Origin of the sequence: Candidatus Dormiibacter sp. (assembly GCF_050999135.1) — a bacterium.
GTDB classification, from domain to species: Bacteria; Chloroflexota; Dormibacteria; order Dormibacterales; family Dormibacteraceae; genus Dormiibacter; species Dormiibacter spiritus.
In genome coordinates this window covers 40,599-61,731 of the sequence record NZ_JBPCPN010000002.1, presented here as the reverse complement: position 1 = coordinate 61,731, position 21,133 = coordinate 40,599, and the positions used below count along the sequence as shown (strand labels likewise).

Genomic DNA, 21,133 nt, shown 5'->3' with positions numbered 1-21,133 from the left:
GCAATGCCACTCAAGTCGGCACCAAGTGTTCAGCGAAAACTGGCGTCTGGGCGCGCCAGTGGGCGGTTCGGGGAAGCCGACCTCGTGTTCGCGGTGGCCTTTGCCGGATACCTGGCCGCGGCTGCGTATCTAGCTCTGAATCAGCATCTGCTGGCCAACGACGCCTACTCGCGCATTGCCAGCGCCCAGCGGATGCTCTTCGGCCACGACCCGCATCTGGCAGCGATTGGCTTCGTCTGGAGCCCGCTGCCGGTGCTGGCGCTTCTGCCCCTAGTGCCATTCAAGTGGATCTGGCCCGCGATGACCACCTACAACTTCGCCGGCAGCCTGGTTTCGGCCATCTGCATGGCCGGAGCCGTTCGGGAGATGGCGCTGTTTCTGGCCGACATGGGGCTGGACCGGTTGAGGCGGAGTGCCATTGCAATCGCTTTCGCCATCCACCCCTTGGTCCTCGTCTATGCCGCCAACGGGATGAGCGAGGCGATGTTCCTTCTGTTTCTGCTCATGGGTACGAGGCGGATAGCTGGCTTTTTGCGAAGCGGGGAGCTGCATTGGGGGATGAGCGCAGGGCTGGCGCTGGCCGCGGCCTACCTGACCCGATACGAGGGTCTGCTGGCCGGCGCGGCCGCTGTCGCAGTGGTCGCAGGAGCGGCCTACAGGACCGCCCCCGGCACCACCCGTGAGCGGCTGGACAAGGCGCTCAGCACCGCCGCCGTGGTTGGTGCGCCTGTGGTCGCTGCGTTCCTGGTCTGGCTGGTGGTCAGCTGGGTGATCACTGGTAACGCCCTGGAGCAGTTCTCTTCCGCATACGGAACCAGTTCCCAGCTGGCGGCCAAGACCGCCGCCCCAAACGTGCCTGGAGGCTGGGCCGCCTACGCGATGAACCAGATCTTTGTGCTCGAGCCGTTCATCGCGATCCTGATCGCGGGCGCGGCGCTGCGGGCGTGGCGGAAGGGCCTGACGCCCGACATCGCTGCAGTGCTCCTCATCCTGGGCCCCGTGCTCGGCTTCATGTTCCTGTCCAACGCCGCGAGCACCATCGATCACGAGCTGCGCTACATGATTGTGACGGTGCCGCTGGCGGTGCTGACGACGGGCACGCTGCTCGCGCCAGCTCGCGTCACCGGTCGGCCGGTTGATGGCTGGACCGGCCCTCGGCTGCCCTGGCCGGGCCGGGTGCGCGCCGGCGCACGGATCCTGCATCGCCCGGTCAATGGCGCAGCCAGAGCCATGCTTGCACGAGCCGCCGAGCTCCCCTCGCTCGCACTCCTGCGGGCGAGTGTGCGGGGTGGGCGCCGGCGGGCGGGTCAGCTCGCCCCGTTGGCAGCGGTGCTCGCGATCGCTGTGGCTCTGCCTGTGTCGATCTCCGGGATCACCAGCTCGCGCCTCAACTATTTTGACGCCCCGCAGATACGCGCCATCTATGCGCCCCAGGGCGCTGCCGAAAGGCAAGCAGTGCAGCGTTACGTAACCGAGCGAAAGATCGCGGCCGACCTTGACGCCAAAGGCCTGCGGCCGGGCTCCGTGCTGCTGGACGACTTCCTCGGCTTTCCGATCCCGATCAACTCGAGCAACCCAAAGCAGTTCGTGATCACGTCTGATCGTGACTTCAAAGCCGTGCTCTCTGATCCCGCAGCGTCTGGAATCCAGTACGTGTTGGTGCCCAGTCCGACCGACCTGGGCCGGCTCGACGCTGTCAACCGCCAATATCCGACCCTCTACGCCGGTGGCATGGCCAACGCGCATCTGGTACGCGAATACCCGGATCTCGGCGGCTTCAGCACCTGGCGGCTCTACCACCTGGACCCGGAGGCGCAGCCATGACACCGACTCATCGACGAACCTTGACGCTGCCCTCCGCTGTGCTGTCGGCGCTTGTGCTCCTTCTGTTAACCGCGGGTTCAGTCAGCGCCCAGGGGTCGCCAGCCACTTCGCCTACTCCGGCGCCCAGTGCAGGTCCTCAGGCGTCGGCAACCCCATCTGCTTCGCCGAGACCACAAGCGTCGCCCAGCCCCCAGGCCGCGCCGACGCCCCCCGCGTCGCAGCCGATCCAAAGCCCTAAACCGACGCAACCCACTCGGCCGGCGCAGCCCACCAAACCCGCGCCTGCGGCGGCGGCCCCCGGCCAAGTCGACGACTGGCCCACCTACCTGCACGACCCCCAGCGCACGGGAGCAAGCGCCGAGACGACCCTCGGTCCCGGCAACGTTGCCCAGCTCGGCAGGTCGTGGGCGCTGAAGACCGGCGGCCCGATCGCCGCCTCGGCCACCATCGTGGCCGGCACGGCCTATGTCGGTTCCTGGGATGGGTTCGAGTACGCGGTTGACGCGGCCACCGGCGCCATCAAGTGGAAGGCCTTTCTGGGCACGACCACTGGTGGGGCCGGCTGCTTCCCCAGGACGGCGGGCGTCTCATCCGCACCGACGGTTCTGAACGGCGTCGTTTATCTCGGTGGCGGGGACTCCAACTGGTACGCCCTGGACGCGAATACCGGCGCGGTGCTGTGGACAGTGCCCACCGGCGACAACAGTGCGGCGGGGGGCCACTACAACTGGGCGAGCCCATTGCTGTACAACGGCTACGCGTATGTAGGCATCTCCAGCCTGGGCGATTGCCCGCTCGTACAGGGCCAGCTGCTGCAAGTCAACCTCACCACTCACCAAGTGGTCAACACCTTCAACGCCGCGCCCCCTGGTCAGACCGGCGGCGGCATCTGGACCACACCAGTAGTCGATCCTGCGACCAACACCATCTTCGTCACCACAGGTACCACCAGCGGTTTCAACGAACCGCTGGCGCAGGCAATGGTTTCCCTGGACGCGACGAGCCTCGCCGTCAAGGGTTACTGGACGGTCCCACCGGCGCAGACCGGGGTGGACTCGGACTGGGGCACCAGCCCGATCCTGTTCGCGGACGCTGCCGGCCACCCGCTGGTTGCGGGGATCAACAAGGGGGGCTGGGCCTATGGCTTCAACCGCAACAACATTTCGGCTGGACCGGTGTGGCAGCAACAGATCGCCAAGGGTGGCACCTGCTCTCCATGTGGCGATGCGAGTGTCTCCTCTGGAGCGTTCGGTAACGGGCTGCTCTATTTCGCCGGTGGCAACACCACCATCAACGGAGTGGGTACACCCGGGTTCGTGCGCGCACTCGACCCGGCGACTGGTCGATTCGTCTGGGAGCACCCCACGGCTGCGCCGGTAGTCCCTGCGCTTGCTTACGCGAACGGAATGGTGATCGCGGGCGCCGGCGCCACCCTCGAGGTGCTGGACGCGGCCTCGGGCACCCGGCTCTACAGCTACACGACGGGCGCGGTTATCTACGGTTCGCCCAGCGTGTCCACCGGCAGGATCTTCCTAGGCTCAACCGACGGCAACGAATATGCCTTCGGCCTGACTGCGGTGAATCCCCCGCCCCCCGATCCCAACTGCTCGCCGGGATGGACCTGCCAGGACATCGGGGCGCCGCTGCCGGCGGGCTCAGAGGCCGTCCAAGGAGGCAACTGGGCCATCCAGGCGGGCGGTGCTGGCGTGCGGGGCACTGCCGACCAGTTCCGCATGATGAACCGGGCAGTTGTCGGAGATGCCCAGATAACCGCCCGGCTGACGGCTCAGCAGGCGACCAACCCGACAGCCCAGGCGGGATTGATGATTCGCCAGAGTAACGACGCTGGCTCCCCCTACTACGCCGTGTTCAGGACTCCAGGAACCGGTGTTACTGTCCAATACCGCACCCAGTTCGGCGGCGTCACTACCACTGTCCAGAGCCCGGCTAAGGGCCTGCCCGTTTACCTGGAGGTGCAGCGACGTGGGGACCACTTCCAGGCGGCGACCGCAGCGGATGGCATCAACTACACACTGATCCCTGGCACTGACGCGACAGTGGTCCTGCCGGCCGCGGCCCTGGTGGGGCTCGCCGCCACCTCAGCTGTCAACGGCACCTCAGGAGCGGTCCGCTTCACGGGTGTGGCAGTCGGTACTCCGGGCGCGGCGCCGGTCGCGCCACCGCCGGCGAGCGCCTGCCCTGCCGGCTGGAGCTGCCGAGATGTAGGCAATCCACGCCTCGTCGGGGATCAAACCCTGGCCGGGGGCGTCTGGACAGTGAAGGGCGCCGGCAACGACATCTCCTACTACTCCGACCAGTTCCATTACGTCTGGCAGCCGGTGGCGGGTGACACTACTGTGACGGCCCGTGTCGCTACCCAGACCAATACCAGCCCGGGGGCCAAGGCAGGCATCATGCTGCGCCAGAGCACCGATCCGGGCTCGCCCTTCTATGGGGTGTTCGTGACTCCCGGCGCCGGCATTCAAGTCCTGTATCGCGCAACGCAGGGCCTGCGGATCCTGCCGCCGGCGGCCACCGTGCCGGGCACGGTCCCAGCCTACTTCCAGGTTCAGCGATCAGGCAATGTGTTCAGCACCTTCACTTCCGCTGACGGAGTGAACTGGACCTACCTGCTGGACAGCGCACGGACCGTGTATGGCGGAGCCGGCTTGGCCGGGCTCGCGGTCACCTCGCAGAACGGGGGCAAGCTGGGCACCGCAACCTTCACCCAAGTCCGCGTGACCCCCAACGCCCCGCCGCCGCCGACCGCCTGTCTCGCCGGATGGTCGTGCGCAGACATCGGCTATCCGACCCCTGCCGGCGAGCAGTTCTTCAGCAACGGCGTCTGGACGGTTGGGGCGGGCGGCACTGACATCTGGGGACCTTACGACTCCTTCCACTACGTCTGGCAGACGCTGGCGGGTGACGGCAGTTTCAGCGCTCGGGTGGCAACGCAGACGAACACTGATCCCTCCGCCAAGGCGGGTGTCATGCTGCGCCAGTCCGCCGATCCCGGAGCCCCTTTCTTTGCTGCGCTGGCCACGCCAGGAAACGGCATAGTGATCCAGTACCGCACGACCCAGGGCAGCAACGCAGTCCAGGCTAACATGATGCCCGGTGCGGTTCCGGCCTACCTTGAAGTGGCCAGGTCCGGAAACATCTTCTCGGCCTACACCTCGCCGGACGGAGCCACTTGGACCCCTGTTGCAGGATCCAGCGTGGCGCTCTTCGGTGGACCGGCTTTGGCCGGCATGGCGGCCACGTCGCACAACACCGCGAACGTCAGTTCGGTCACTTTCGACCACGTAGTCCTCAGCCTGACCGCTCCTCCGCCGGCGTGGAGCTGTTTCGCCGTCTGGAGCTGTCAGGACATCGGACAACCATCACCGGCCGGGGGCCAGACGCTCAACAACGGAACCTGGCAGATCCAGGGAGGTGGTTCGGACATCTTCCAGACTTCAGACCAGTTCCACTTCGTCTGGCAGACGGTGCCGGGCGACGGCACGGTGAGCGCGCACATCACCGCCCAGACCAACTCCGATCCGTGGGCAAAGGCCGGCGTAATGCTCAGACAGAGCGCTGATCCTGCCGCAGCCTACTATTTCGCGCTCGTCACGCCAAGCAACGGTATCCAGATCCAGTACAGGCTGAGCCAGGGGGCGGCAGCCGCCGAACTTACGGGCTTTCCGGCAACTGTCCCCGCCTATCTTCGTGTCGCTCGCTCAGGCTCTGTCCTCTGCGCCTATTCCTCAGCTGACGGGGCCACCTGGAGTTACATACGGGGATCCTGCATAGTCCTGGCGGGAATCAGCGGCCCGGTCTACGGCGGCATGGCCGTGACCTCGCACAACGGTCTTGCTCTCAGCACAGTGACCATGGACAGCGTCGCCATCACTGCGACCGCCCCACCCCCTCCAGTCTTCTGCCCGGCGAACTGGAACTGCGCCGACATCGGAAACCCTGGGCTGCCGGGTGATCAAGCGCTGAACAACGGCGCCTGGACCGTCGACGGAGGTGGCAGCGACATCTGGGGCAACGCTGACCAATTCCACTACGTCTGGCAGCAGCTGCCGGGAGATGGGAGCGTCAGCGGCCGCGTGGTGTCGCAGGGCAACAGCGATCCCTGGGCCAAGGGCGGCTTGATGATCCGGCAGAGCACCGACCCCGCCTCGCCTTACTACGCGGTCTTCGTAACGCCGGGTCACGGCGTAGTAGTGCAATACCGCGCCACTCAGGGCGGAGCCTCGGCGGCGGCCGGCCCGGTGGCCGGAGCCCCGCCCGCCTATGTACGGGTGACAGTCGCGGCCGGCAGCTTCACCGCTTACACCTCGGCTGATGGGGTCACCTGGACTGCGATCCCGGGCTCAACCGTGGCTCTCGGTATGACTGCTCCATCGTTGGCGGGCATGGCAGTGACTGCCCACAACGGCGGGGCCATCTCTCAGGTTGTCATTGACACAGTCAGCGTGGGGTAGGTGAGCCAGCGCGCCTCAGCGCGCTGGGCTCGGGCCGGCTGGGATTCGCGGCAGCGCCGCCTCCGCCTTTGGGTGGTCTCGCAGCTTGGGTCCGCTTGAGGGGGCTGGACTGGTTCGGCGGCACAAAAGCTGCGCCCACACAACTGATCCTCGGCACCTCGGTCAGCGTGGCCTAGCACGCCCTACTTCTTAAATCAATCTGCAGCCGCGCCGTGGCTCCCCATTCGTCTCGCCGCTGGGATCTCCGCGGGGGTCGGCCGCGCGTCGGCAGCGGCGAAGACAACCAAGTTGGAGCCGTAGCGCCTCGCCCCCCAGTCCCAGGTGCCGCCACAGGTAATCAGGCGCAGCTCGGGACCAGGGAGCGCCCCGTACACATCGCTGACCGGAAAACGGTCCCTCGGGAAGCTCTCCACTCTTGACACGTGGAAGCCAACTGCCACGCCGTCCTGGCGCACAACTGTCATCGGATCGCCAGGGTGAAGCTTGGCCAGGTTCCAGAACACGCCCGGTCCGGTGAAGGAGTCGAGGTGACCCAGGATCACCGCCGGACCTTGCTCGCCTGGGGCCGGGCCCCCCGCATACCACGCAGCCTGGCCGTAGTCGCTCGGCACCTGAATGGTGCCGTCGGGCTCTAGCCCAACCCGGCCGAGGCTGGAGGAGACGCCGATGCTGGCGATCTCGATCCGCAGAGGCTGCGCGGCGACAGGCCGCTCGGGCGAGTCCTGCGCAGGCACGGCGCCGCCGCCTTCGAGCGGAGCCCGCACTGTCGGCGTTGCCAGCTGCATGCCCCCCGGGGCTGCAGCCAGAGCCGGCAGCCGGGCGGAACCCGGAGCCGGTGCCGCTCCTGCTCCGTGGGTACGGAGCACTGCCCGGCCTCCAGGAAAGCAGGCGTACGCGACCAGGGCCGCAGCCGCGACCGCCAGCACTACCTTGCCCGGCCGGTCCTTCAGAGCAGGCGTCTCTGCCGCCGAACGGCTGCCGCGCCTAACAGGCAGGTGAGCAGGAGGCTGAGCGCCACCAAGGTCAGGGCGGCCGGTTGGCGAATGGCCATGCCGCCTCCCCCTGTGTCGGCGCCTCCGGACGGGCTGGAAGAGCTGGACGTGGCGTCTGCAATCTGCAGCAGCTCGATCGGACGGCCGACGCCGCCGATGGCCGCCAGCGAGTGGATGGTTCCCCGCGACGCGACGACACCCGTGGCCGTGAAGAGCACCTGGTCGGTGCCTGTCGACCTCAGCTCAAGATCGTATGAACCGGCCGCCAGCGAGCCATAGCTGGACGCCTGCAGGAAGGAGATGTTGGTGAAGAGCACAGGCCCACCCTTGACTGCCACGTCCACTCCCGGGACCTCTGGAGCCGTGTGAATGAAGCGCGCCGAGGCTTGACCCTGGCCAGGTGTCGAGATCGCGTCATTGAACACAGCGGCTCGCAGCTGTCCCGACTTACCGCCCACCACTATGGTGCTGAACGAGCCCGCGGCCAGGGAGCTCTGCACCTCCGCCACGACGGCGGAGCTCGAACCAGCCTGATTGACGCGGAAATCGTGGGCGCCGGGCGGGACAGTCATGTACGTCGACACAGTCTTGTAGGTGACGTTGGTGAGCGCCTGCGATGAGTCCCAGTAGAGGTCCACATTCGGTCCATCAGGTGAGACATAGACCATGCGGACGTTGGCCTGGTCGGCGGCCTGGGCGACAGTGCCGGCGGCGGCCAGGAAAGCTGCGGCCAGCGTGAAGGCAAAGGCACCTGTTGTAGTGATCGACCTCATGTATCGTCTCCTGGTTCCGATTACTGGTTCCTTGCCGCCAGGTCGGCCGCCGGGCGGCGGCCGGACACCCCGTTGGCCTGGGGGCGGGAGCCGGCAGCCGCCGGCTTGGCTTCGATGTCTTCAGGCCGGCCGGGGAGCAGCGTGACAGCTGTGCGAAAACGGCGTTTCAGCACCCGTTTCGCGCGGACGGCGCTGGCTTCGACTGCCTTCTCAGCGGCTGTCGGGTCGGCGTCGTTCAGCAGCACGAGCACGTCTTGGCCTCGGCGGACCACAACTGTGTTGAAGGAGGTTAACCCCTCACTGACGATGTCGGCCAGCCGTGCGATCACGGCTGCCCCTGCGGGGGACGAGGCCAGGCTTTTCTCAGGCGAGATGCGAATCAGCATCGCGGGCACCGCCTGCTCCAGGTCCAGTCGCTCCGCGGCTTCCACCTGCTGCCCTCTCGCGTCGCGCAGGCGGCCGGCCACCAAGTTGCCCAGAGCGACAGTCGCCAGCAGCAGCGCGGCGCCTAGGATCGCCGCCGCCTCGCCGCCCGGGCTGGTCAGCTGGAGCAGCCGAGGCAAGTTTGTTTCCGCCTGCGGCACCCCGAATTCGGGGCCGGCAGGCTGGGCGGAGGTCACCAGCTGAGAAAACCCGAAGCCGGCTGCACAGAGGAGAGCGACCACAGCCCCGAGTCGGATAGTCCTGAAGGTAGCGACGACCACCAGCGCGAGGGCCGGCACGAAGAACAGAGTCGCCAGGGCAGTGCTGACGGCCCACGTTGCGGCCACCGCGAGCAGCGCCCAGGCCACCAGCGCCAGCAACGCCGCTCGCAGATCGAGCCATCGCAAGCTCATCGAAAGCTCCGCCGCAGGCGCGTCATCTCCAGCCCCAGGAAGAAGAGAAGGGCAGCCAGAGCCACCACAGGCAACAGCTCGGCGATCCGGAGCTCCAGGGGCGTGCTGACCACCGGCTCTTGAGCGGCGCCGATCGGAGCTCGGACGCTTCGATCCGCCGCAACCAACTCCACCCGGTGACTGAGGCCGTTCTCATAGAGCGCGGCGGCCGCGGCTTGCGCCGCCGCGGTGTCGGTGCCCCCCACCCAGAGCGCCGCCTGGAGTCCGGAATCCGGCTGGGTCACCTCGTCCAGCCAGCCGACGGGTGCGCTACCGCCGCCAGTGGTGCCGCGCGACTCGACAGGGGCCAGATCCGCGCGGCCCTTCAGGCCGAGGTGAAGCGAGAGGGTAGGGCCGCCGGCGGTCTGACCAGCGCCTGAAGGCGTGCCGATCACCAGCACTGAAGGGCTGTCCGCGAAAAACCCGCGGTTCGGCGCCAGCGGCCGAACCCGGACGCGGGGCGGGGCCTCAAGCGAGCGCGACCCGAGCGCCGCCAGGGCGGTGGCAGCCGTATTCAGGGTGGCCGATTGCCCGTTGGCAAGAATCACCGAGAGAGATCCTCTCGAGGTCGGATCGAAGAACGGGTACGGAAGCGCCTCCAGCCCGAACGCGCCATTGGGCGCGGGAGGCAGGGCGATCGCCGAGCCGGGGATGAACAGCTGAGTCCGGCCGCCGCTCAGATGGATGGTGACCTCGAAGCCGTCGATACCCGGTCTCAGGAGGTCGCCGTCCAGGGGCAGCACCACCTGTTCTGGCCGCGAGGTCAGCGCCACCTGTGGTGCCGTGAGCGGGTGATCGTTCACATCCAGTGTCAGCGTGGCCGGCCCGGAGACGTAAGCCGCCGGACCGGCCGTGCTGAGTCGCACCGACCCGGCCTGGCCATTGTCAATCGCCGGCACCGGCACGCCGAAGACCACCCTGTGCTCGCCAGCGCCTTCCACGAAGGTGTCAGGGGGCAGCAGTCCGGCCAGGCTGAGCAGGCGCTTGGCGGGTCCTGGCGCTGCCGTGGGAGCAGTTCCGGTCAGCACGGCCGTGCTGGTCGCGAGCGCAGTGGAATTTGCACCGACCAGCGCGTCTGTCGCCCGGCCCAGGGCGGCCTCGCTACCGCCGGCGACTATGACCAGAGGGGTCCGGCCGTCAAAGGGTGAGATGAGGCTTGCCAGCAGGCCATCGTCGGTCCCGGCGACTTGACCACCCGGCGACCGCCAGCCGCGGTCGGTCTTCGAGAACCCTGCCGCCTGCAGCAGGCGGCTGATCAGGGGCGATCGCTCGGCCCGGCCGACGACCACTGCCGGGCCCACCACGCCACTCGGCCAGTCGGCCTGCCCGGTGGTGATCACCTTGGGTTGAACCCGCCTCGATCGGGCCGATTTACCAACGGCCGCCGTCAGCCGGAGGGCGTCTCCTAGCTCCGCAGCCTGGGGTTTGTCTGGCAGGACCAGCGCCAGGGGTGGACTGGATGTCGCCGAGGCTGGCTCGATGAGCGAGTAAGGAAAATCGTTCAAGGCCAACGAGTCAGCTCCGGCCGGCCGCTGCAGCGCATAGTGAATCAGGGTCTGGCCGTCCAGCCGCCCAAAAAGCCCCTTTGCTGCCTGGCCGCCGTTTGGAAGCAAGAAATGAGCCTGCAGGAGGTTGGGGCCATCGCGGCTCAGGATCTCCTGCGGCACTCTGGATTCGAATACAGCGCCGCCGGCGGTCCCGGTGCTGAGCGCTGAGTCGCTGAGCGGCCGACCGTTGACAGCGACCTCGATTCGGGAGCCGGGCGGGATGGTGGCGCTGTGCCCGAAGAAGACGCGAACGAAGCTGCCGGAGCTCGCCAGGGGCGCCGCCGGCGCGGGAAAGGCGATGTTTATAGAGCCCGCTTGCCCGTGAACTGTCTGCGGGCCGGCGCCGAGGTCGGTGATGCTGATCTCCTGGGCGAGATCGGTAGCAGATACAGGCTGCAGAGGGGCTGCGGCGGGGCCTGCTGCCCACACGCCGACTGCCGGCCCGAGCAGCAGAAAAGCGCCGCTCAAGCCCAGAGCCAGGATCATCCCGGCGCGAGCCGTTCGGTCCGCAGCGCGTCGGCCCCAATGGCTTCTTCCCCCATGCTCCTCGGTTTCTACATGACGCCTCTCCACCGGTCAATAGGACTGAAGTCCCGAACGGACTTGGGCATCCCTGGTTAGGAACCTCGCTTTCTATGTGGAAAGCGCAGGCTTCGCGCCTCGGTCACGACGGCGTCCAAACCCTGGTCCCAGCCATCACTGGGTAGCCACTCCACCACCTGGCAATCAAAGCCATAGCCAACGCGGACTGCTCTTGTCAACTCCGCCAGAGCGCGGTCGTAGTGACCGCCACCCTGGCCCAGACGATTGCCTGCCAGATCGAAGCCGACGCCCGGCACGACTACCAGGTCGATGGACTCCAGCGCCACAGCTGCGGCCGATGGCTCCAGCGAGCCCCGGAAGCCACTGCGAAGAGCACCGGCCGGCGGCCCCGGCGCGAAGTCAAGGGTCGCTCCTCTCACCCGGGGCAGCACGATCCTGACGCCCTTGAGCTCGAGCCGCTCAGCCAGAGGCAGGGTGTCCAGTTCCCCAGCCAGCGGGAGGTAGAGGGCTGCAACCTTGAACTCGGTCAAGCCTGGCAGGGCAACGAGCCGTACAGCTGCCGCCAGAGCCGCGGCTGAGCGCTGCGCCGCCGGCAGGGAGGCTCGAGTGGCTCGCAGATGCGATCGCCACTCCGCCTTTCTAGCGGCAGCGGGAAACCAGTCTGGCGTCCCCGCCTCCTTCAGCCGCCGGAGGGAGGGCCTGGAGGCTCCGGCCGGCCGGGCGGACGAGCCGACCGGGCTGCTGGCGCACGTCGGCGGCCGGCATGGCGCGAGCGCACGTAGTCAACCACGGCCAGAACCGCAAACAGCAGGGCCAGCAGCACCAGGCCGATGAGCACCAGCAGAGTCTTGCTCACTTCCATCCTCTGCTGAGTGCCTCGTCGGGCCTGATGCGCCCGCTCACTCGCGCTCGGCCGCTGGCCACGCCCGGCAGGTTCAGGTCCAACTCCAGGTCATGATCGCCGGGTTCGAGGGGAAAGTCGAGCTCGACCAGCACTGTCAGATCGCGTCCGAAGGGCAGGTCGAGGGTCCGCGGCAGGGGCACACGGCCGGAGTCGGTCTCGAGCGACAGCCTGGGCTCAACCAGCGGCCGACCATCAAGGCGGAGATCGTCCAACCCAGCCAGAACTGCAGGTCGAGTCAGGTTCCGCAGTGTGAACCGAACCCCCTCCAGGTCAGGTCGAAGGCTGTCGTGCACGACTATGCGCTCAAGTAGATAGCTGGGCAGCTGCGGGCGCCGGCGTGGCTCCGGCAGCTCCGCCCGAACCTGGACTGCCAGCGAGGATCTCACAGGCGCTCGGCCTGCCGGCCGCAGGTCGGTTTCCAGGCGATAGTTTCCCGCAGCGAGCGGCAGAGTGAGGTTGGTAGCCTGCAGCGCTGGCTCGACGGCGCTGGGCAACCCGACGCTGACCGAGCCGGAGAAGGATTTACGCCGTACGGCATCCCGGAACCAGGAATTGCCCCGGGTCTCCAAGCTGTGCTCGCGGACCACGAACCAGCGCAGTTCAGCACTCCCTCGGAGGCTCGGGTCGTCGTTCACGATGATCAGGCGAAGGCCTACCGGCCTCTCCGATCGGTAGCCGAAGCCCCACGGCTGCAGCGGCGTGAAACCGACTGGATCGATGATGACCCGGACTGGGGCAAACGCCTCCCGCACCGCCGCCAGGGCTGCCTTGGGCACACGGGCCGCGTCCACAAGGCCGAAGCCTATACCTGGGAAAGAGTCACACAGCTGGTAGGGGAAAGCAGCCCAGCAGGGCTCGAACTTCCGCTTGCGGGCTTGGTCGATGGCGTATGCGAGCAGCCCCGCCTGGTACTCCTGGCCGGCCGCCACAAAGTTCGCCAGGTCGGGGAAGTCGGTCGGCAGCCCCGCTCCCCGCTCGGCCCAACACGGCAGGTGGAAGCCGGCATAGAGCCACTGGGGATCGTCCCCGCGCAACGGCCAGCGTGTGCTGAGCTGGCGCCAGACGGGGGAATCCAGAGTCGGGGCGGCCTGCGCACCGAACTCAGTGAGAAAGGCCGGCAAGGCGTCTCCGAACCCCGACCAAGAGCCCTCCTTCCACCCCAACCAACTGTGCTGATCCAATTCTCCGGACGCCGCCAAAGCAGTCCGCTCGGGGTCCAGCTGGTCGATGCTTGCCTTGATCTCCTGGTCGATCGTGTAGTTCTGGCGAACCGCATGCACATCGGCCAGCGAAGCGCTGGCCGGTATCCAGGGCGGATCGTCATGAGCCACCCAAAAGAAGATCGAACATCGGTTGCGAAGCTGCCGCACCATCTCCGGGACCTGGTCGCGAACCACTGTCTCGAAGAAGCGAGCCTCCTCAGCCGTGGCATGGTAGGCGTAGGCGAGCGTGAGTGGAAAGTCAGCGATCACCAGGATGCCCGCCTCGTCCGCCAGCCGGTAGAACTCGTCTGGCAAGACGTGCGCGTGCACCCGCAGCGCATCCAGGTTCGCCTCCCTCGCCAGCTCCAGATCGGCCCGAAATAGATCAGCGTCCAGCTGATCCAGCCGCAGACTGGGCGTGTAGTTGGCGCCGCGAATGAAAGCCGGCTGGCCGTTGATGCGGACATCCCAGCCGTCCTGGGCGGCGTGGACGCGGATGTCGCGGAAGCCGAAGGTCTCGCGCACTTCTGCCGACGGGCGGCCCTGCACGGTGACGCTGACCTGCGCCTGGTAGAGGCTGGGCTCGCCAAAACGCCAGGGCGACCAGCGGTGGGCGCCGGCGACGTTCAGCCCGAGGCTGGTTGTGATCTCGGCGCCACCCGCCAGGCGCACCTGCCGGCGCAGGCGCAGAGGCGGGCCCTCCGGTCGAACCAGTTCCAAGAGCAGCTCCCCGTCCATCTGGCGCCCATCCAGGTTGCGCAGGCGGACTTCCACCTCCAGCCGGCCGCTGTCGCCGGCGACGAGCCGGGGCCGCAGATGCAGCCAGTCGATCATGATCGGACCGACGTACTCAAGCTCGACCGGGCGCCAGAGGCCGACTGGCACCTCCCAGCGATACGGCTCAGGCAGGCTGAACCAGGCGCTGTCGGGATAGGGCCGGCTGTCGCCGTCGTTGAAGATGCCCATGACGTGGCGCTTGCGCGTGAGATCCGTCTCGATGGGCGATTCGCAGCAGATGACCAAGAGGTTGTCGGGGCGCAGATGGGAGGTGATGTCGAAGCCGAAAGCTGCGAAGTAACCGTAGTGAGAGCCGAGCAGGCGACCGTTCAGCCAAACATGGGTGGCGAGAAAGGCTCCGCCCAGCCGCAGCACCACGCGTCCGTTGTGGTCGGGGCGGGGAAAGCGGGTGCGATACCAGATCGCCGAACGGCCGCTGGTCGCCGCCTGCTGCTCGGGCACTGCCACGGGCTTCCAGCCGAGGCCGCCGCCCCCGGCCAGACCTTCAGCCTCGCCCTCGCCCAGCGGCAGCCAGCACGCCTCCCAGCCCACCACCGCCCGGGCGCCGGCCGAGGTTTGCCGCAGCGGCAGCAGAAGGCAGTCGTTCACGGGCGCCCTGCGCGGCCGGCGTAGGCGCCGTCGGCAGTCTCGCAGAGCAGCAGGGGAACCCCTACCAGCGCCTGGCTGAAGGCCGCCTCACTCGCCCTCGCCAGGAGCGCGACGATGCTGCCGCCGAAGCCGCCGCCCATGATGCGGGCGCCCAAGCAGCCGGGCGCGCTCCAGGCGCGCTCCACTATGGCGTCGACTTGGGGCGTCGAGCACTCGAAATCGTCCCGCAAACTCCTGTGGGAAGCTTTCAGAAGCGAGCCCAGCTGCCGGAGGTCGCCGGCCCGCAGCGCTGAGGCGAACTGGGCTACCCGGCTGAGCTCGGACTCCACGTGGCGGAGGCGCTTGAGATGGCCCGACTCGGCCTCCTGGCGGCGGAGGTTGTAGGGGGTGTCGGCCAGCGCTCTCTCTACGCCCGAGCCGAGGACTGCGATCAGCAGCTCTTCCGGAAACGGCACCAGACAGTAGTCGAGGGTGGCGCAGTCGAGCAGCAGCGCATGCCGCTGTCGGCCGAGCGCGCTGGCGAACTGGTCCATGACGCCCACCTGGACGCCGGTCGCCCTCTGCTCCGCGCGCTGGCAGGTTACCGCCGCCTTTTCGCCCGACCACTCAGGCCGGAGCCCTGCGGTGATGGCGACAAGCAGCGCCGCCGACGAGCTGACCCCCGCCTGCGGCGGCACGGTCGACTCCACCTCCAGCTGCTGGGGCGGACAGCCCAGCTCCTCGCCCAGCGCTTCGGCGTAGGGCAGGGCGCCCTGCACCTGGCTCCTGACAGTCCAGCGCTCAGCAGGCCGGCCGCGGACTGTAAGGAAGCGATCGATAGCGCAGGGCAGCACCGTTCCCCCCAGGTAGTCGACGTGCTCGCCGATCAGGTTCACCCGACCCGGCGCACGTCCGACCCACTGGCCGTCAGGCACTGCGCAGCTCCGCCGCCGAGTCCTCGGCCCGCTGGTCCAGGATCCAGGCGCCCGCGCCCAGCTCAGAACCGGCCGAGTACTTGAGCTTGTCCGCCGAGCGGAGGGCCGGGTAGAACTCGAAATGCAGGTGGAAGTGCCGGTTGCCGCGCCCGGGGGGCCGCTGGTGCACAGCCATGACGTAGGGCATTGGCTTGTGGAAGAGACGGTCGTAGCGCTGCACCACCTCCTTCAGCACCCGGCCCAGATCGGTTTGCTGTCTCAAATCGAGATCGCTCAGTGACGCCAGGTGGTCATGAGGCGCGATATGCACCTCATAGGGCCAGCGGTTGAAAGCCGGCACAAAGGCTCGCCAGGCGTTCTGACGCGCGACCAACCGCTCGTCACCCTCCTGGGCCAGCAGATCGCAGTAGAGGCAGTGGCGTGTGCGGCGGTGATGCTCGGCGAAGGCGGTGCACTCCCTGGCCAGGATCGGCGGCAGGAAGGGATAGGCGTAGATCTGGCCATGGGGATGAGGCAGAGTGACGCCGATCTCCTCCCCGCGGTTCTCAAAGACGTAGACGTAGCGGACGTTGGGCAATCGAGCCAGCTCCAACGTGCGGTCGGCCCAGACCTCGATCAGGTCCCGAATGTGCTCGACCGGCTGCCGGCCGAGCGACGATTCGTGTTCGGCCGTGTAGCAAACCACCTCGCAGCGCCCTTCCTGCCGGGTGTAGGAGGGGAAGCGATTTTCGAAGACGGCTATGTGGTAATCGGGAAAGGGAACCTCCGTTTCCAGGCCGCCCGGGCGCGTCGGGCAGAGCGGGCAGAACTCCGCGGGCGGGTGATAGGTGCGGTCCTGCCGCCAAGGCGCTCCGGTCACCCACTCGCCCTGGAGCGGATGCCAGCGAAGCTCGCTCAAGTCCGCTCGTAGAGGATGAGATAGCGGCCGTCGGACTTGGCCACCAAGCGCTTCCGGAGGCTGCCGGCAGAGGCTGCTGTCCTCTTGGCCGGCCCAGGTTGGCCGGGTTGTCGCCGGTCGGGCAGTGGTTCTGTTCGGCTTGCGTGAGCGGCCTCCGGCAGGACCGAAGAGCCGGCTCGAACCGCCCGCGGGGCAGACTGGCGCGGGGGCGGCATCGAGCTTGGAGTTTATACTTACCTCGCGGGGCGCTCGCCGAGTAGAGCGGCTCGTAATTCACCGCCGCAAGGCCAAGGAGGTGAGGCAAAAGTTGGATCAACCTAGTCGTGGAGCCAACCGCCTCGTTTGCCCGCTGGGAGTGTCGGAGGGGAACCTCTAGACGCTGCCGAAATCCTTCCCCGGCTCCCAGAGTCGGAGGTGGGAAGCTCCGCGAGCGTGTGCTAGTTGAGAAGGCCGGGTCTCATAAGAGACCCGGCCTTCCTCTATGTTGCAGCGATGCTCGACCCTGAACTACGCGCCCACATCGAAGCGAGCGGTTGGGTTAGTGAGATGGGCCTTCAGATCCTGTCAGCGGGCCCGGACGAGGTCACTGCCCGGCTGGATCTGAGCGCCAAGCACCATCAGGGCTACGGCATCGTCCATGGCGGCGTGCACTGTGGCGTGGTGGAGACGTTGGCCTCGGTCGGCGCGGCGGCCGTCGCTCACCCCCGGGGCCAGCGGGTGGTGGGGTTGGATAATCACACGAGCTTCATCCGAGCCGTCTCAGAGGGCACTCTCAGCGCGCGTGCGATCCCGGTCACCCGCGGTCGCACCACCCAGGTCTGGGCTGTCGAGCTCAAGGATGAGGAAGGCCGCCTGGTGGCGCGCGGGCAGGTTCGCCTGCTCTGCCTCCCGGCCGAGCGCACACTGGGTTAGACAGGTCAGACGGGGCAGCCCTTCAGCACCTGGTCGTCACCGGCTTGGGGGCTGCCGCGGTTGTCCCGGTTGCTGGTCAAAACATAGAGGCAGTGGTCGGCGGGATTGGCGACGGCGTCCCTGAGACGGCCGTGGTCGCTCAGCAGCGTTTCGGTCTTGAGCACTTTGTCAGGCTGAGCCGGATCCAGGAAGACACGGCGCAGCGCGGTGCCCTTGAGCGTGGCGACGAGCAGGGTGGGTCGCTCATCGGCGCTGGGCGTGTAGAAGGTGGCGCCTGAGGGCGCCCAGGCCACATCGGGGCCGCTCTCCAAAATCGGCGGAATGGGGTTGCTGCCGCCGGCCTGGCCGGTGCTGGTGTTGCCGGCGTAGGCAGGCCAACCGTAGTAGCCGCCGGGCTGGATGAGGTTCACCTCATCGTGGCAGCAGAAGCCGAACTCGCCAGTGGGGCCGTTGTCGGAGACGTAGAGACGCTGCCCGGAATCCCAGGCGAGGCCCTGGGGATTGCGGAAACCGGAGGCGTAGACGGGGCTGCCAGGGATGGGGTTATCGGCCGGCGATTGGCCTGCGTCTGTGATGCGCAGGATCTTGCCGTTCAGCGACTTCAGGTCCGGTGAACGCTGCGGGTGGTAGGCCTCACCAGTCGTCACGTAGAGGTACCCGTCCGGACCGAACTTGACCCGGCCGCCGAAGTGGCAGCAGCCGCCGTCGCCGGCGATCCCATCCAGGATGACCTGTTCTCCGCTCAGCGTCAGGCCCCCGCCGCCGGAGTCCTGCACGGTGAAGCGAACCACCTTGTTGGTAGGACCCTGATCGCTCCGGTACGTGTAGTAAACGTAGAGGTAGGGCGAGCTCGGATAGTGCGGATGCAGGGCCATCCCGAGCAGACCGCTCTCGCCCACCGCTGAAACCCTCAAGCTGAGCAGCGGGTCGCTCTTCAGACCCGAGCTGTCCAGCAGCCGGATGCGGCCCGGCCGATCACTTATGAGCGCCCGTCCATCGGGCAAGAAGACCAACTCCCAGGGCGCCACCAGGCCGCCCGCCACCTGCTCCCAGCGCAGGTTCAGCGGGCCCGGGTCCTTGAGCGCCGGCGAGGGCGTTGCGCTCGGCCGGACAGTGGGTGCTGACGTCTGAGTGGGGCTGGGGCTGGCGTGGGGGCTGCCGCTGGGCTGCGAGGAGGTACCGCCGCCGGTGCAGGCGACCAGCAAGAAGAGACCCAGCAGCAGCAGCGAGGAGCGGAGCCTCACCTCTTGCCGCTGGCGTAGCCGAGGATGATCTGGTCGATCAGCCGCTCGACCGGAGCCAGGTCGTCGGTGAAGACCTGGCCGTGGTAGGGCGAGGCTCGCAGATTCCCTTCCTTGAGGGCACTGGCTGCCACCTCCTGCACCAGCGGTTCCTGAGCCAGCTGGAGGTTGTGGCGCACGTCAGCCTCGCTGATGCTGTCGGTGGAGCCGTAGATGATGGTGTTGGTGAAGGCCGGCACGTCGACCAGATAGGTGCTCGGGTAGACCGCTGCCATGGTGCTGGCGAGGGCGTCCACCAGGCCGTAGTCCGACTGCGTGCGGCCGGCGTTCACTATGGCGACGCCACCCGGCGCCAGATGCTGCCTCGCCAGGCTGAAGAACTCCTTGGTCGTCAGGTGGAAGGGGATGTACGGCTGACGGTAAGCATCCATGACTATGATGTCGAACTTCGATTCGGGCGGCTGCGTCGCCAGCCAGTAGCGCGCATCCTGAACCTGCACATCCAGATTCGGCTCGTGCAGGTCGAAGTATTTGCGGGCAACCTGCAAGATGGCCGGGTCGATCTCCACGCCCGTCATCTGGAGGGAGGGGCCGAAGGCGGCGTCGTACTGGCGGGCCGCTGTGCCGCCGGCGAGGCCGAGAAGGGCTATCCGCTTCGGCCTGGGCTCCTTCGTCTGCGCTGGGCGAAAGTAGGACCCGAGCAGGAAGTAGTCCCAGGGACCGCCGGTGGTGAGCGACTGCGGGTTGTAGATGGAGTGCACCGCCAGGCCCTCGTTCAGGATCAGCTCGGTCTTGGGTCCGTCCTGCACCACCTGGATGTAGTTGTAGGCGGAGTCTGTCTCGTAGAGGAGACGCCCGTACTCCGGCGGCTTGATGCCGCGGGGCAGGAGGACTCCCCCCGCGATCACGATGAGCAGCATCACGGCGTAGAGCCGCCGCCGGGGCACCGGCCAGAGACCGAGGACTGAGAGGGCGAGCAGGGCGACGCTGAAGATGATGAGAGTGGGCCGGGTGCCGTAGGTGGGGATGAGCCAGAACACCGGTAGGAAGGTGCCCAGGATGCTCCCCCCCGTGCTGAGCGCATAGACGGCGCCGGCGGTGTTGCCGCCGGTGGCTACGTCGCGCAGCAGGAGCCGGATGGCGAAGGGAGAGACGCAGCCGAGCAGGATCACCGGCACCGCGAAGAGCAGGACCACCGCCAGGAGCGTGCCGAGCACCAGGCCTGCCGAGAGCTGGGCAAAGCCCTGCTGGGACTCGAGCAGGATGGGGTAGGCGAGGAGCGGGATGAGGCCTATCCAGAGCCCAGCCCAGGCGGTGATCTGGAAGAGCAGGTCGTGGCGGGGCCAGCGGTCGGCCAGCCGGCCGCCCAGCACATAACCAGCGCTGAGATAGACGAGCACCAGACCGATCAGCACCCCCCAGACGTAGAGGCTCGTCCCGAAGTAGGGAGCCAGCAGGCGCGAGGCACCGAACTCGATGGCCAGGGACGACATGCCGGACACGGAGACCAGCGGGAGGAGCAGACGGCGGTTTTCCAAGCCTGTGCAGCTTAACCGCAGGGGAGGCAGGCCTCCCCCGCCAAAGCCCTCCAGGTAAGTGCCAAAGGTCCGGTGATCCCGAGCCGGCCGGCTCCCCCCTTGTGGGCTGGCAGCGAACCGGCAGACATGTTGCCGTCAGCAGTCAACCGGACAAGCCGCTGGACCGCCGGTTGGTGTCCTGAGGCTCAGCCCGGCAGCTCAGTCGCCCAGGCTTTAGTTCTCTCGTCCAGCGGCAGCGGGAGGCGGACGGAGACCGTGGCATAGAGGTCTCCCGGCTGGCCACCGCGGGCGTCGGGCAACCCCTGACCACGAATCCGCAGCCGCTTGCTGTTCTGCGTCTCGGCAGGCACCTTGAGACCCACCCTTCCCTTCAGCGTCGGCACAATGACCTCGCCGCCGAGCAGTGCCGTCCGCAGTGGCACCTCGACCTCAACGCTGACATCCTTGCCGGAGCGGCTGAACTTCGGGTCCGGCATGACCTTGACCCGCGCGCGTAGACCGGGCGCCCGCAGCACTGTGCCGTCCTCGACTCCGGCCGGGATCTTCAGCTCGACGCGGCGCCCTCCAGGCAGCTCCACCTGGCGGCTGGTCCCGGCAGCCACCTCGCGAAGGCTGACCTCCAGCTCGCCCTCGGCGTCCAGCTCGACGCTCTCTCCGGCCTGGGGACGCCCTCTGGCTCCGCCGCGGAAGAGGTTGCCAAAGATGTCTCCGAAGCCCGCAGCACCACCGCGGCCGGCGGTGCCCGCACCGAAGATTCGCTCGAACTCCTCAGGGTCGATCTCCTGATAGGCCGTCCGGGGACCTGCCGAGGCGCTGTAAGCAGGTTCAGACCCGTTCGCCCCCGCCGCCCGGGCTGCCTGCCAGTCAGCCCCGTAGCGGTCGTAGAGCTTCCGCTTCTCGGGATCGGAGAGCACGTCCTGGGCTTCGCTCACCTCCTTGAAGCTGCGCTCGGCGGCGGCATCGCCCTTGTTCACGTCCGGGTGGTACTTGCGGGCCAGCTTGCGGAAGGCCGACTTGATCTCCTTCTCGCTGGCCTGGCGGGAGACGCCCAGGATCTCGTAGTAGTCCTTCACGTTGGTCATTGCTGTGTACAGTTTTTCCCCGCGCGG

15 protein-coding genes are annotated in these 21,133 nt (G+C 67.6%); 3 read left to right on the top strand and 12 right to left on the bottom strand.

Annotated elements, in window-relative coordinates; all coding sequences use genetic code 11:
* Positions 1 to 3 precede the first annotated feature (3 nt).
* Together ACR2MZ_RS00450 and ACR2MZ_RS00445 are read left to right on the top strand one after the other, a co-directional pair.
* A complete protein-coding gene (locus ACR2MZ_RS00450) occupies positions 4 to 1,824 on the top strand; it encodes a hypothetical protein (protein ID WP_434003105.1) in 1,821 nt (606 codons plus the stop codon).
* Positions 1,821 to 6,299 carry an outer membrane protein assembly factor BamB family protein gene (locus tag ACR2MZ_RS00445; RefSeq protein ID WP_434003104.1) on the top strand — a complete coding sequence of 1,493 codons (4,479 nt, stop codon included), beginning with the start codon at positions 1,821 to 1,823 and terminating at the stop codon, positions 6,297 to 6,299. The genes ACR2MZ_RS00450 and ACR2MZ_RS00445 overlap by 4 nt, the downstream gene beginning before the upstream one ends.
* A gap of 194 nt (positions 6,300 to 6,493) precedes the next feature.
* Here ACR2MZ_RS00445 and ACR2MZ_RS00440 read toward each other — a convergent pair whose 3' ends face one another.
* The 9 genes from ACR2MZ_RS00440 to galT form a co-directional block, all read right to left on the bottom strand.
* Positions 6,494 to 7,084: a class F sortase gene (locus tag ACR2MZ_RS00440; RefSeq protein ID WP_434003103.1), complete on the bottom strand. Its 591-nt coding sequence runs from the start codon at positions 7,082 to 7,084 to the stop codon at positions 6,494 to 6,496.
* A 161-nt stretch (positions 7,085 to 7,245) separates the two neighbouring features.
* Positions 7,246 to 8,064, bottom strand: coding sequence for a DUF4397 domain-containing protein (locus tag ACR2MZ_RS00435; RefSeq protein WP_434003102.1), 819 nt, complete (start codon positions 8,062 to 8,064; stop codon positions 7,246 to 7,248).
* Positions 8,065 to 8,084: 20 nt separating this feature from the next.
* Positions 8,085 to 8,900 carry a hypothetical protein gene (locus tag ACR2MZ_RS00430; protein WP_434003101.1) on the bottom strand — a complete coding sequence of 272 codons (816 nt, stop codon included), beginning with the start codon at positions 8,898 to 8,900 and terminating at the stop codon, positions 8,085 to 8,087.
* A complete protein-coding gene (locus tag ACR2MZ_RS00425; RefSeq protein ID WP_434003100.1) occupies positions 8,897 to 10,972 on the bottom strand; it encodes a cellulose biosynthesis cyclic di-GMP-binding regulatory protein BcsB in 2,076 nt (691 codons plus the stop codon). The genes ACR2MZ_RS00430 and ACR2MZ_RS00425 overlap by 4 nt, the downstream gene beginning before the upstream one ends.
* A gap of 131 nt (positions 10,973 to 11,103) precedes the next feature.
* Positions 11,104 to 11,712 (bottom strand): 5-formyltetrahydrofolate cyclo-ligase, encoded by a 609-nt coding sequence (locus ACR2MZ_RS00420; protein WP_434003202.1) that lies wholly within the window; start codon positions 11,710 to 11,712, stop codon positions 11,104 to 11,106.
* Positions 11,709 to 11,885, bottom strand: a complete 177-nt coding sequence (locus ACR2MZ_RS00415) for a hypothetical protein (RefSeq protein WP_434003099.1) — start codon at positions 11,883 to 11,885, stop codon at positions 11,709 to 11,711. Before ACR2MZ_RS00415 ends, ACR2MZ_RS00420 begins: the two co-directional genes overlap by 4 nt.
* Positions 11,882 to 14,521: a glycoside hydrolase family 2 protein gene (locus ACR2MZ_RS00410; protein ID WP_434003098.1), complete on the bottom strand. Its 2,640-nt coding sequence runs from the start codon at positions 14,519 to 14,521 to the stop codon at positions 11,882 to 11,884. Before ACR2MZ_RS00410 ends, ACR2MZ_RS00415 begins: the two co-directional genes overlap by 4 nt.
* Positions 14,518 to 15,435: a galactokinase gene (locus tag ACR2MZ_RS00405; RefSeq protein ID WP_434003097.1), complete on the bottom strand. Its 918-nt coding sequence runs from the start codon at positions 15,433 to 15,435 to the stop codon at positions 14,518 to 14,520. Before ACR2MZ_RS00405 ends, ACR2MZ_RS00410 begins: the two co-directional genes overlap by 4 nt.
* The gene (galT, locus tag ACR2MZ_RS00400) at positions 15,428 to 16,333 is read right to left on the bottom strand and encodes a galactose-1-phosphate uridylyltransferase (RefSeq protein WP_434003096.1); all 906 of its coding nucleotides are present in this window, start codon (positions 16,331 to 16,333) and stop codon (positions 15,428 to 15,430) included. Before galT ends, ACR2MZ_RS00405 begins: the two co-directional genes overlap by 8 nt.
* A gap of 441 nt (positions 16,334 to 16,774) precedes the next feature.
* Between galT and ACR2MZ_RS00395 the strand changes: the two genes are divergently transcribed.
* Positions 16,775 to 17,245: a PaaI family thioesterase gene (locus tag ACR2MZ_RS00395; RefSeq protein WP_434003095.1), complete on the top strand. Its 471-nt coding sequence runs from the start codon at positions 16,775 to 16,777 to the stop codon at positions 17,243 to 17,245.
* 5 nt (positions 17,246 to 17,250) lie between these two features.
* Here ACR2MZ_RS00395 and ACR2MZ_RS00390 read toward each other — a convergent pair whose 3' ends face one another.
* The 3 genes from ACR2MZ_RS00390 to ACR2MZ_RS00380 form a co-directional block, all read right to left on the bottom strand.
* Positions 17,251 to 18,489 (bottom strand): PQQ-dependent sugar dehydrogenase, encoded by a 1,239-nt coding sequence (locus tag ACR2MZ_RS00390; RefSeq protein ID WP_434003094.1) that lies wholly within the window; start codon positions 18,487 to 18,489, stop codon positions 17,251 to 17,253.
* Positions 18,486 to 20,024, bottom strand: a complete 1,539-nt coding sequence (locus tag ACR2MZ_RS00385) for a spermidine synthase (protein ID WP_434003093.1) — start codon at positions 20,022 to 20,024, stop codon at positions 18,486 to 18,488. Before ACR2MZ_RS00385 ends, ACR2MZ_RS00390 begins: the two co-directional genes overlap by 4 nt.
* Before the next feature lie 185 nt (positions 20,025 to 20,209).
* Complete coding sequence (locus ACR2MZ_RS00380) at positions 20,210 to 21,106, bottom strand: DnaJ C-terminal domain-containing protein (protein WP_434003092.1); 897 nt, start codon at positions 21,104 to 21,106, stop codon at positions 20,210 to 20,212.
* Positions 21,107 to 21,133: the final 27 nt, after the last annotated feature.